Consider the following 12,053-nt stretch of genomic DNA (forward strand, 5'->3'; position numbering starts at 1 on the left):
CCCACCACCTACACCTACGTGGCGCCGCAACCCCCCACCCCCACAGTCCTGGGCATCACCCCGCCGAGCGGGCCGACCACCGGCGGGACGCCGTTCACCATCGTCGGCACCAACCTCACCGGCGCGTCGGTCACCTTCGGCGGCGTCCCGGCCACCAACGTCAACGTCATCGGCGGGGTCCTGCTGACCGGTCTGACGCCTCCTGGAGCCGCCGGCAACGTGGCCGTCCAGGTGACCACTCCCTTCGGCAGCGTGAACGTCGCCGGCGGGTTCACCTACACCGCCCCGCCTGCGCCGATCGCGACCTCCATCATCCCGACGACCGGTCCGGTCCTCGGTGGGACGCCGTTCGTCATCGTCGGCGCGAACCTCACCGGGGCGTCGGTCACCTTCGGTGGCGTCGCCGCCACGAACGTCGTCGTCGACGCCAGCGGCACCTTCCTCTCAGGCCTGACGCCTCCTGGAGCCGCCGGCAACGTGGCCGTCCAGGTGACCACTCCCTTCGGCAGCGTGAACGTCGCCGGCGGGTTCACCTACACCGCGCTGGCTGCGCCGATCGTGGCGTCGATCACCCCGGTGGTCGGTCCGGTCATCGGTGGGACGCCGTTCGTCATCGTCGGCGCGAACCTCACCGGGGCGTCGGTCACCTTCGGTGGCGTCGCCGCCACCAACGTCGTCGTCGACGCCAGCGGCACCGTGCTCGCCGGCCTGACACCGGCAGGCGCCGTCGGCAACGTGGCGGTCGTCGTGACCACTCCGTCCGGGAGCGCGAACGTGGCGGGCGGATTCACCTACGAGTGACACGCACGTCCAGTGGCCCGGCTGCCGGCCGGGCCACTGGCATGCCCGGAGGCCGGAGCCGGCGAGCCGGCTCCGCACGCAGCCCGGCCCACAGCCACCCGGCCCCGAACCGGAAGCCCAACCCGCCACCGCCAAGCGCCGGTTGTCCCTGTTCCGTCGGCGACGCCGGAACGCATCGCGCGCCGGTACTCCGGTGGCCCGCACAGCTTCTTCACCCCGGCAAAGAGTGAACCTTAGGGCTTTCGGATCGGCGCGTTCACCATTCCTGATGAGATTCGCCCGGTGTGGCGGACCTTCCTGCCGGTTCAAAAAATTCCCCGGCTGTCACCCCACCGTGAAACGGTGGAAGTCTCGGCAGCGCCCGCGGCGCGCGAAGGGGACTCTCGGGCCAACTCCCATGGAAAGTAAGGGCCATAGGTGAAGCGGCTCGCCGAGGGATCGTTTCTCTGCGAACCGATCAAGCCGCGCCGCCCCGTCGAACGGAGCGGAAAGAGACGTCATCCGGCACCGACGGGCAAGAACCCCGCACGACCGGCGCGTACGGTCGTCAAATGGACACCCCGTCGGTAACACTCCGGGCAATCCCGGAACCTTATTTCAGCCGAATCAAGCAGCAGTGATTTCCCGGTGGCATCGAAGCCGGGGCCCACTGCGCTCCCTCGAATGGGTGATGAACCACCCTCACTCTTGCGGCATATGTCTTGCCCCTGCATCACTAGAAGCATCCAACCGGTGGGCAGCCCATCCCTCTCGGGGGGCGCGGCTCCTGTGCGGTGTCTTGTATTCCTTGCGGTAAAGAATGCAAAGCCGCACGGAAGTTGCGATGGGCATCCTTGAGAGGGGTTGGATCCATCAGCCGGTGCCACATCCGTGGCACCGGCTGATCGGCCGGAAAAGGGTTACGTCATGTCAGCGCAGACAAAGCGTCGGCTCCGGCTCGGCTCAAGCCCCGGGTCCTACGGCCGTAGGACCCGGGCGCCGACCGGCTACGCAGACACCGCCAGCAGCTCGTTCAGCGACGTCCGCGCCCGAGCCACCCGGGAGCGGACCGTGCCGACCGGGCAGCCGATGGCCTTCGCGGCATCGACGTACGGCAGCCCCAGCAACTGGGTGAGGACGAAGGCCTCCCGACGCTCGCCCGGGATCGCCGCCAGGAGTTCGGCGAGCGCTATGCCGTCCTCGAAGCCCGGCACGCCGCGGGGCTGGCACTGCTCCGCGGCGGCCTGCCAGTCGTCGCGGTCGGACACCTTGGGCCGGGCAGCGGCGTAGCGGAGGCTGTCCGCAACGGTGCGCCGGGCGATGGAGAGCAGCCAGGTGCGGGCGGAGGAGCGGCCCTCGAACCGGTGCAGACTGCCGAGGGCCCGCAGGAACGTCTCCTGCGTGAGGTCGTCGGCAGCCTGCCGGTCGGCACTCAGGTACGCCACGTAGCGCCACACGTCCCGGTGCAGGGCCCGGACGAACCCGTCCACGGCGCGGGGGTCGCCGCCGCGCGCGGCGAGCGCCAGCCGCGTCACCTGTTCCTCGCAGTACGCGGCACGCGCGGTGCGGTCCGCGTGCGACGAGTGCGAGGGGCGCGGGCGGCGAGGGGCGCGGGCGGGCACGGCGGGTGCGGTGGGCGCAACGGGCAGGCTGAGGGCAGGGGTCATCGCCACAGGTCCTTAAAGGTGTCGGGATCCGGACCGGCGCGATCGGCGGGTCCGGTGCGTCGTACGGCCGCTGCCGGAAGGCAGGGCCGAGACCCGAAGCGCGGGGGTGATCCGCAGCCTTCGGGTGGGCCGGCTGTCAGACGACAGCGATCCCGGACGGCGGACCCCGGGTGCCGAACGCATGGGCGAGCAGCAGCCGGCGGAGCGCGGAACCGCGGTGCGGCCGCCGCGAGCGGAGGCGTGGCCGATGGGGATGGGCGGTCAGGCGGGGCAGCAGCCCCAGCGGTGCGAGGAACCAGCCGGCGAGCGCCCGCAGGATACGGAACGCGGCCTGCTCGCCGTACGCGAGCCACAGGCCGCACAGGAGGGCGGCCAGCAGGTGCGCCGCGAGCATGCCGCTCCCCGACATGCCGGCCGTGCCGTGCATGCCGTGCATGCCGTCGGGCCCGGCCGTACCGGCCATGCCGTCCATGCCGTCCATGCCGACGGTCCCGGCTGCACCGTGCTCGCGGGGCGTGCCGTGGCCGCCGCCCATGCCCGCCGCCGTGGAGTGCACCGGCGGATGCGGAACGGGGGCCTGCGCCAACGAGAACAGTTCGTGCAGCACCCCCTGGACGGCGACGGCGGCGGCGGTCACGGCCGACAGGCGCCGCTCCCGGCCCGCGAGGGCCCATGCCGCGCCTGCCGTCGTGGCGAAAGCCGCGGCCAGCGCCCAACCCGGTACACCGGCGCCCGACATGAGGGTGTGGCCGATGGCCGCGAGCAGCACACACGTGGCCGCGAACACCGCGGCCCGCACTGCTCGACACCATCGGTCAGAGGTCATAACGGGCTCATCCTCGCACTCCCGGATCCGGCGAACACAGGTCGGTGCGGACAAGTCGGCGACTGCCATTCCGTTTCGACGGCTGTGTTGTACGTCACAAGTCACCTCCGGAACCCGCGAGTTGCCGCTTCCGACTTCTGTCCCACGGCCACGGGCCGCCGAAACGGTATGGAGACGGTGAGAAGGGAGAACGGCGTGGAGCAGGCCCCTGCCCCGGACGCGGCGGCGGAGGCAGGCGGCGGCCCTCCGGAGCGCCGCCCGCCGACCGCGCTGCTCACCTGCGCCATGGGGTTCTCGATGCTCCAGCTGTTCCTGCTGGGTGCGCTCGGGCCGCGCCTGGTGGACGAGTTGGAGGTCTCCGCGACCCTGCTGGGCCTCACGACGACGGTCGGCTTCGGCACCGCCGCCGTGCTGTCCCCGGTCAGCGGACGCCTGGTCGACCGGACCGGTCCGCGGCGCGCCCTCGTCGCCCTGCTGCTGGTCACGACCGCCGCGCTCGCCCTGATCGCGGTGGCGCCCGGCGCCGGGGTGCTGCTGGTGGCGGTCGCCCTCGGCGGACTGCCGCAGGCCCTGGCGAACCCCGCCACCAACAAGGCCGTCCTCGCCGCCGTCGCGCCGGCCCGGCGCGGTGCAGTGACCGGCATGAAGCAGTCCGGCGTCCAACTCGGGGCCTTCGCCGCAGGACTGCCCCTCACGGCGCTGGCCGCCGACATCGGCTGGCGCGGCGCGGTCTGGGCGGCCGCCGCGGCGGCCGCGGCGGTCGCGCTGTGGGCCGCCCGGTCCCTGCCCGCGGACCCGCCCCCGCCGGCCGGCGCCCCCGCGGCACCGCTGCTGCCGCGCGGCCACGTCGCCTGGCTGGCGGCGTTCTCGCTGCTGCTGGGTGCCGGCATCGCCTCGGTCAACACCTACCTCGCGCTGTTCGGCGTACGGGAACTCGGCATGGGGCCGACCCCGGCCGGGGCGCTCGTCGCCGTCCTGGGCGTGGCCGGTATCGCGGGGCGGGTGGGCTGGTCGCGGACGGCCCGGCCCGGGCGCGCCGAGTGGCTGCCCGGGGGGCTCGCGGCCGGCGCGGTCGGCGCCGCGCTGCTGCTGGCGGCCGCGGTGTACGCCGCCCCGCTGGCCTGGGCGGCGGCCGTCGGCGTCGGGGTGTTCGCCGTCTCGGGCAACGCGGTGTCCATGGTGCTGGTGATGCAGCGGGCCGTCGCCGGGAGGGCCGGCCAGGACTCGGCACTCGTCGCCGCCGGATTCTTCGCCGGATTCGCCGTCGGGCCGCCGCTCTTCGGTCTGCTCGCGGAGGCCGGCCGGTACGGCGCCGGCTGGCTGCTGGTGGCGGCGGAGTTCGCCGCGGCCGCCGCCGTGGCCATCGCCTGGGCCGTCCGCGACCACCGCCGCACCGCGGAGACTCCCGCATGACCGCCGCCGGCCCCGCCCCGAACCGGCCGAGCAGCCACCGAGCCCCGGCCCGGCCCGACCGCCACGGCTCGGGCATGTCGGCGGACGTCCGGGGCGCGGACGTGACCGGCGCCCGTCAGGGCCAGGGCCTGGCCGGTGACCATCCGGGCCCGGGTCCCACGGGCGGGGGTCCCGGATGGGCGGGGGATGCGCTGGCGGCCGTCCTGAATCGGGTGGCTGTCACCCGGGCCGCGGTCGGGGAGCGCTTTCCCCTTTTCGCCGACCCGGCCACCGGCCTCTGGACCACCACCGCCCGGGGTTCCTGGACGGGCGGCTTCTGGGCGGGGTTGCTGTGGCTGCGGGCCGGTTGGAGCGGCAGCGCCGAGGACCGGAGTGCGGCCGCGGGGTGCACCCGGCGCCTGGCCCCGTGGGCCGACGCCGACACGGCCACCCGCGGCCTGATCCTCTGGTACGGGACCGCGCTCGCCGCCGGCGACCGGGAGGCGGCCGCACTGCGCCGGCGCGGAGCCCGCGCCTGCCTCGCGGACGCCGACCCCGGTCTCGGCCTGGTGCCCTGGGGCTCCGCCCTCGGCGGGAACCGGCTGCAGGCCCGCGCCGACGGGGTCCCCGGCACGGTGCAACTGCTCGCCGCCGCAGGCCCGGAGGGGGTGCGGGCTGCCGGAGACCACCTCCACCGGCACCTCGACCTGTGCCTGGCCCGGGCCGGGGAATCCGGGGGCGCGTACCCGGCCTGGCGGGTCACGCCCGGGGCGGGATGGCAGCCGTGCGCGGAGCCCCCGCCGGGGTGGAGCCGCGGCCGGTCCTGGCTGCTGCTGGCCGTCGCCGACGCCTTGCTGAACCCTGCGGCGGCCGCCTGGCGGCCGGACCGGCTCCGCGGGGCCGCCGAGGAACTCCTCGCCACGCCCGGCGTGCTCGACGGCCCGTTCGTGCCGCCTGCCGACAGCGCGCACCCCGACGGGCCGTGCGACACATCCGCCGCGGCCGTCAACGCCGTGGCCCTGCTGAAACTGGCCCACACCGACACCGGGCGCGCCGAACGGCTGCGGAGGCGGGCCGCCGCGATCCTGCGTCACCTGGCCGAGACCCACCTCTCCGGCGAAGGCGGTGCCCGCCCCGCCGGCATGCTGCTCGACGGCTGCTACGACGCTCGGGAGGGCACGGCCGTGCGGCACGAGCTGATCTGGGGCGACTTCTTCCTCGCCCTCGGCCTGGCCACCCTCACCGGCCTGACCGACGCCACCGAGGCCTGAGGGTGTTGCGGACGACCCGGACCGAGGCATTCCGCCTGCGCGGGTGGGGGGTTGCGGGCCGAACTCGTGCAGGCGGACGTTCACGGGATTGCGGACGGACCGGCTCACGAAGCCGGTGAAGGTGGTCCGGGAGCGGGGCGCCGCCCCGTCCACTCCCGCGCGAACCTCGCAATACGGCAGCTCGCCCCGCTCTTCGGGACCTCCCGGGCGACGGCCCCGCCTGTCGACCGGTTGCGGCGCGTGGACTCCCTCGTCCCGGTCCGCGACCGGCAGACAACGCCGACGCCCGCGTCCGGCGTGTGTCGGACCTCCCCGCCGAGGCCGCCGGCACGATGGAGATCGTGAACGTCCCCTCCGCGTGGCCGGGAGGAGGAGCACGCCGAACACCGCCGGCGCGGGCCCCGCGTCGAACGCGCCTTGGGGCCCCGCCTCAGCGGGACGCGGTGGTGCGTTGTTCGTACTCGCGCAGGACGCGGCGGGCCACCGATGTGATGTGGAGTTCGTCCGGGCCGTCGAGGATGCGTGCCGCCCGCCCCGCTCGGAACAAGGCGGGCAGCGGGGTGTCCGGTCCGAGTCCGGCGGCGCCGTGGACCTGGATCGCGGCATCGGCGACCTGCTGGAGCATCCGGGCCGCAGCGACCTTGGCCAGGCCCACCTCGGTGTGCGCCTCCTGCCCTGCGTCGAGCAGGGCGACCGCCTCGTACACCAGGGGCCGCGCGCTGCGCAGGGCCAGCAGGGCGTCGAAGACGTGCTGCTGCACGAGCTGGTGCCCGGCGAGGGGGCCGCGCGACCCGGTCCGGGCGACGGCCCGCCCGCACATCAGGTCGAAGGCGCGCCGTGCCTGGCCGAGCCACCGCAGACAGCGCAGCGTCCGGCCGAGCTGGAGCCGCTCGCCGGCGATGGCGAGGGCCTGGCCGCGCTCGCCCAGCAGGTGGTGGCCGGGCACGACGACCCGGTCCAGCTCGATCTCCCCCTGGCCGGCCGCACCCAGCACCGGCAGTTCGCGCACGAAGCGGAGTCCGGGCGAGGCGGTGGGCACGAGCAGCAGCGACAGGCCGTCGCTCTCGCCGTCGCCGCCGTCGGTGCGGGCGAGCACGGTGACCAGGTCCGCGTCCGCGGCCCCCGAGGTGAACCACTTGCGGCCGGTGACGCACCAGCTGCCGTCCGCCTGCTGCCGGGCCCGGGTCCCGGTCAGGAACGGGTCGGTGCCCGGCACGTCGGGCTCGGTCATCGCGTAGCAGGCGCGCAGCTCCCCGGCGACGATCCGCTCCAGGTACCGCTCCCGGACGGCGGGGTCGCCGTACCGGGTGAGCATCCGGACGTCCAGCAGCGGGGCGGAGCCCAGGACCGCCGGCCCGTGGTCGCTCGCACCCTCGGCCTCCGCCGCCCCGGCGTACTGAGCCAGCGTCAGGCCCCCGCCGCCCAGTTCGGCCGGCAGCGGCAGCGCCCACAGCCCGGCGTCCCGGGCGTCGCACCGCAGCCGTGCCCGGACGGCCGCCGCCGCGGGGCCGCCCGCGTCCAGTACGGGCTCCTGCGGCAGCACCCGGGTCCGCGTGAACTCCTCGACGCGCTCCCGCAACGGCCCGGCATCCGGCACCTCCTGGCCCCGTACGGGCGCTGAACGGTCTCGACTCGGCACGGTTTTCCTCCAGTTCGCCGGGAACCCGTGGGAACGGCTGTCCGACTGACTCTTCCGTGGAACTGGTCGGGCGCGAGCCCCGACGGGTTCCCGCGTTCCACACGACCTCGGGCGGACCACACCACCGCGCCCGGAGAGGAGAGGCATGGCGTCACCAGTCACCACGAGGACGGTCCGGCCACTCGACACCCTGCGCTTCGACGTCTCGGGGGCCCCGCAGATCACGGAGGTCGTCGCGGACCACCTCCGGCTCCTCGGCGCGCAGCAGGCGACCTCGGCCGACCCGGCCGCCGCATCCGCCGGGCACCCCGCATCCGCCGGGCACACCGCGCCCGCCGGGCACTTCGTGCTCACCGGCCCGGACTTCGCCCCGGCCGAGGCGGCCACCGCGTGGGCGGCGCCCGGATCGGGGATCGCCGACGAGGCGACCGTCCAGGCGGCCACCGGGATCATGGCCGTCCACGGCCGCCGTGACGGCGCACCGCGCGGCCTGGCGGCCGACTACGCCGCCACCGCCACCGGCATCCTCACCGTGCAGGGACTCCTCGCCGGGCTCCTCGCCCAGGCCCGCGGCGGCACCCCCGCCCGGGTCGAAACCCGCGCCGACCACGCCGGGCTGCTCGCCGTCTCCCAGTACCTCGCGGCCGCCGGGGCGGACGAGGCCGAGGCCGTATCAGCCGCTCCCGGAGGGCCGCCCTTCACCTCCGCCGAGGGGGTCCTGTTCGAGCTGGAGACCCTCGACGCAGGGGCGTGGGCCGCTTTCTGGCGCGCCCTGGACGCCCCCGCCGACGCCCTGCGGGCCGGCTGGCGCCCCTTCCAGTTCCGCTACGCCACGGCCTGCGCGCCTCTCCCGGAGGCCCTCCACCGCACCACCCGGTCCCACGCCCTCGCGCGGATCCGGCAGGCCGCCGCCGACGCCGGGGCCGACGTGTGCGTCCTGCGGACCCTGGCCGAGCGGGCCGCCGAACACGACGGGGCGGCCCCCTGGACCCTGGACCCGCGCGGCACGGCCCCGGCGGACCCCGGAACCGCCGTGCGCCGCAGACCGGCCCCGCCGCCGGGCCGCCCGCTGGCCGGGCTCACCGTCGTGGAGGCCGGCCGCCGCATCCAGGCCCCGCTCGCCGCGCACCTGCTCGGCCTGCTCGGCGCCGAGGTCATCCGCGTCGAACCCCCGGGCGGCGACCCGCTGCGCGGCATGCCGCCCGCCTGCTCGGGGACGTCCGCGCGCTGGCTCGCCCTCAACCGCGGCAAGCAGGCCGTGGAGATCGACATCAAGGCGCCGGGCGGCCGGCGCGCGCTGTACGAGCTGGTGGCCGGCGCCGACGCCTTCCTGCACAACTGGGCCCCCGGCAAGGCCGGTGAACTCGGCCTGGACGCCGAGCACCTGACGGCCGTACAGCCCGCGCTCGTGTACGCGTACACCAGCGGCTGGGCCGGCCGGATCGACGACGCCCCCATGGGCACCGACTTCATGGTCCAAGCCCGCACCGGGGTCGGCGAGGCGGTCCGCCCGGACGGGGAACCGCCTGCCCCCTCCCTCATGACGCTGCTCGACGTCCTGGGCGGGCTGACCGGCGCCGAGGCCGTCCTCGCCGGACTGCTGCTGCGCGAACGCACCGGCCGGGCCGTCCGCGTCGACTCCTCCCTCCTGGGCGCCGCCGACCTCCTCACGGCCCCCGCACTGCGCCGGGCCGCCTCCGGCGGGGAACCCCGCCGGCCGGCCGGCTTCCGGCGTCCGCTGCCGACGGCCGACGGCTTGATCGCCCCGGGCGACGACTGCGCGGCCGTGGTCGCGGCCGTCGCCGACGCCGTCCGGGAACTCCCCACGGACCAGGCCCTGCCCCGGCTGCGAACCCGCGGCCTCACCGCCACGGCGGTCACCACCGACCTCGCCGCACTGCACCGCGATCCGCGTTTCGCCGGCTCGATCGGCCGCGATGCGCACGGTGCCCCCGCCGTTCCCGACCCGTGGAGCTTCGCATGACCGCCTCCGCCCGGCCCGTCCTGCACGACCTGCTGCCCGCCGCACTGCGCCGCTCGTGGGCGGTCGACGGGACCTGCCCGGACCTCGACCTCTACAGCCTCCAGCGGGCCCACCAGATCGCGGACCCGCACCGCACCGCCGTCCTCGACGCCAAGGGCGCCCTCTGCTACACCGCCCTCGACCGCAAGGCGCGCTCGCTGGCCGCCGGCCTCCGGGACCTCGGCGTCCGGCCGGGCGACGTGGTCGGCGTCCAACTGCCCGACCAGCGCAATGCCGTCATCGCCGACCTCGCGATCGCCGCGCTGGGCGCGGTCGGGCTGCCCTTCCCGGCCGGCCGCGGCGCCGGGGAGGCCGCGGGCCTGCTGCACCGGGCCGGTGCCGTCGCCGTCATCGCGGTTGCCGAACACCGGGGCTGCCGCCACGCCGCCGAGCTGCACGCCCTGTCGGCGCGGCTGCCCGCGCTGGCCCACGTCATTGCCGCAGGGCCGGGCAACGCTCCCGAGGGAACGATTCCGCTGGCCTCGCTGACACGGACCGACCCGACCGGATTCACCCCCGCCCGGCCCGACCCCGACAGCGCCGCCCGGATCCTCGTCTCCTCCGGGTCCGAGGCCGAGCCCAAGATGGTCGCCTACTCGCACAACGCGCTGGCCGGCGGCCGCGGCAACTTCCTCGCCTCGCTCATCCCCGACGGCCGGCCGCCGCGCTGCCTGTTCATGGTGCCCCTGTCCACCGCCTTCGGCTCCAACGGCACCGCCGTCACCCTCGCCCGGCACGGCGGTACCCTCGTCCTCCTCGACCACTTCACCGCCGACGCCGCCCTGGCCGCGATCCGGGAGCACCGGCCCACCCACGTTCTCGGCGTGCCGACCATGGTGCGGATGATGCTCGACCGGCTCGCCGAGACCGGTGGGAAGCTGCCCGCGCCCACCGCCCTGGTCCTCGGCGGGGCACCGCTCGACGAGACGACCGCGGCGGACGCCGCCGAGGCCTTCGGCTGTCCGGTGGTGAACCTCTACGGATCCGCCGACGGCGTCAACTGCCATACGGGACTGGACCACCGGACCCCGCCGTCCGACTGCCACGGAGTCGTCGCCGGCCGCCCCGACCCGAGGGTCGCCGACATCCGCATCACCGACCCGGACACCTGCGAGCCGCTCCCGGCGGGCCGCGTCGGGGAGATCATCGCCCGGGGGCCCATGACCCCCCTCTGCTACGTCGGCGCCCCCGAACTCGACGCCCGCTACCGCACTCCCGACGGCTGGGTCCGCACCGGCGACCTCGGCTTCCTGGACGACGGGGGAGTGCTGCACGTGGTCGGCCGCCTCAAGGACGTCGTCATCCGCGGCGGCGCCAACATCAGCCCGGCCGAGGTCGAGCGGGAGCTCACCTCGCACCCCGAGGTCCGCGACGTGGTGTGCGTCGGCGTCCCGGACGCGCTGATGGGCGAGCGCCTTGCGGCCTGCGTGGTGCCGCACGCCGACCGCGCCCCCACCCTGGAGGCCCTCGGCGCCCACCTCGTCGGCCGCGGCCTCGACCGGCGCAAACACCCCGAGCGGCTCCTCCTCGTCCCCGAGCTGCCGCTGACCCCGGCCGGCAAGCCCGACCGCGCCGCCCTCCGCGCGCGCCTGACCGCGGCCCCGGCGGCCGTACCCGGACCGCGCCGGCCCGCCCACGACACCGGGACCACACGATGAACCGGCGGGACCTGCTCCGCTCCTCCACCGCCCTCGGCGCCACCGCGGCGGTCACCGGCCTCGCCGGAAGCGCCGGCGCGCAGGCGGCCTCCGCGACCGCCGCATCCGGGCATCCCGCGGCGGCGGCGGACGGGAAACCCCTGCGCGTGCACCTCGTCATGTTCGACGGAGTCGAGGAACTCGACTTCGCCGCCCCGTACGAGGTCTTCTCCGCTGCCCGGTTCTTCACGAAGCGCGCGATCGACGTCCGCTACGTCACCGTCTCCGCCCCGGGCCCGGCGCGCGCCGCCTACGGCACGACGGTCCAGGTCCCGCACGGCTGGTCCCCGCACGAGGCCGACGTGCTCGTCGTACCGGGCGGGGGATACGCGCGGCGGGAGGACCCCGGCGTGTGGGCCGAGATCCGCCGGGGCACACTGCCGCGGGCCCCTGGCCGCGGCGGTACGGCCCGGGCTCACCGTCGCCGCGGTGTGTACGGGCGTCATGCTGCTGTCCGCCGCCGGGCTGACCCGAGGGCGGCCGTGCACCACCCACCACCGGGCGCGGCCCGACCTGGCGGAGCAGGGCGGCGTGCTGAAGACGGCGCGGGTCGTGGACGACGGCGACCTGGTCACCGCGGGCGGCATCACCTCGGGCCTCGACCTCGCCCTCTGGCTCGTACGCCGTGAACTCGGCGCCGAAACGGCGACGTCGGTGGAGGCCATGCTCGAATACGAGGCCCGCGGCACGGTGTGGGCGCCGGCCGCGCCGCCCCGGCAGTAGCGCGCGGGGTGGGAGGACGCGCGGCGTCCTCCCAC

9 protein-coding genes are annotated in these 12,053 nt (G+C 75.8%); 6 read left to right on the forward strand and 3 right to left on the reverse strand.

Translation table 11 applies throughout. The features are described from left to right. Positions 1-801: IPT/TIG domain-containing protein (locus HYE82_RS14620; protein WP_306439581.1), on the forward strand; the 801-nt coding region annotated here is incomplete at its 5' end. 986 nt (positions 802-1,787) lie between these two features. Here the strand turns inward: HYE82_RS14620 and HYE82_RS14625 are convergent. Both HYE82_RS14625 and HYE82_RS14630 read right to left on the reverse strand, forming a co-directional pair. Then, positions 1,788-2,453 carry a sigma-70 family RNA polymerase sigma factor gene (locus HYE82_RS14625; RefSeq protein ID WP_309144320.1) on the reverse strand — a complete coding sequence of 222 codons (666 nt, stop codon included), beginning with the start codon at positions 2,451-2,453 and terminating at the stop codon, positions 1,788-1,790. A gap of 130 nt (positions 2,454-2,583) precedes the next feature. After that, positions 2,584-3,273 carry a hypothetical protein gene (locus tag HYE82_RS14630; protein WP_179174477.1) on the reverse strand — a complete coding sequence of 230 codons (690 nt, stop codon included), beginning with the start codon at positions 3,271-3,273 and terminating at the stop codon, positions 2,584-2,586. Positions 3,274-3,558: 285 nt separating this feature from the next. Here HYE82_RS14630 and HYE82_RS14635 point away from each other — a divergent pair, with 285 nt between their 5' ends. Beyond that, entirely contained in the window at positions 3,559-4,686 is a 1,128-nt protein-coding gene (locus HYE82_RS14635) for an MFS transporter (RefSeq protein WP_179174494.1), read from the forward strand. Then, entirely contained in the window at positions 4,683-5,936 is a 1,254-nt protein-coding gene (locus HYE82_RS14640) for a sugar ABC transporter permease (protein WP_256987232.1), read from the forward strand. The genes HYE82_RS14635 and HYE82_RS14640 overlap by 4 nt, the downstream gene beginning before the upstream one ends. A gap of 430 nt (positions 5,937-6,366) precedes the next feature. Here HYE82_RS14640 and HYE82_RS14645 read toward each other — a convergent pair whose 3' ends face one another. Next, positions 6,367-7,575, reverse strand: a complete 1,209-nt coding sequence (locus HYE82_RS14645) for an acyl-CoA dehydrogenase family protein (protein ID WP_309144321.1) — start codon at positions 7,573-7,575, stop codon at positions 6,367-6,369. Between the two features lie 145 nt (positions 7,576-7,720). Between HYE82_RS14645 and HYE82_RS14650 the strand changes: the two genes are divergently transcribed. The 3 genes from HYE82_RS14650 (at position 7,721) to HYE82_RS39260 (ending at position 12,018) form a co-directional block, all read left to right on the forward strand. Next, positions 7,721-9,559, forward strand: coding sequence for a CoA transferase (locus tag HYE82_RS14650; RefSeq protein WP_179174479.1), 1,839 nt, complete (start codon positions 7,721-7,723; stop codon positions 9,557-9,559). Continuing rightward, positions 9,556-11,256, forward strand: coding sequence for a class I adenylate-forming enzyme family protein (locus HYE82_RS14655; RefSeq protein ID WP_179174480.1), 1,701 nt, complete (start codon positions 9,556-9,558; stop codon positions 11,254-11,256). The genes HYE82_RS14650 and HYE82_RS14655 overlap by 4 nt, the downstream gene beginning before the upstream one ends. Before the next feature lie 468 nt (positions 11,257-11,724). Next, the gene (locus HYE82_RS39260) at positions 11,725-12,018 is read left to right on the forward strand and encodes a DJ-1/PfpI family protein (RefSeq protein ID WP_309144322.1); all 294 of its coding nucleotides are present in this window, start codon (positions 11,725-11,727) and stop codon (positions 12,016-12,018) included. Positions 12,019-12,053: the final 35 nt, after the last annotated feature.

Source organism: Streptomyces sp. BR123, assembly GCF_013401435.1.
Taxonomy (GTDB): Bacteria; Actinomycetota; Actinomycetes; order Streptomycetales; family Streptomycetaceae; genus Streptomyces.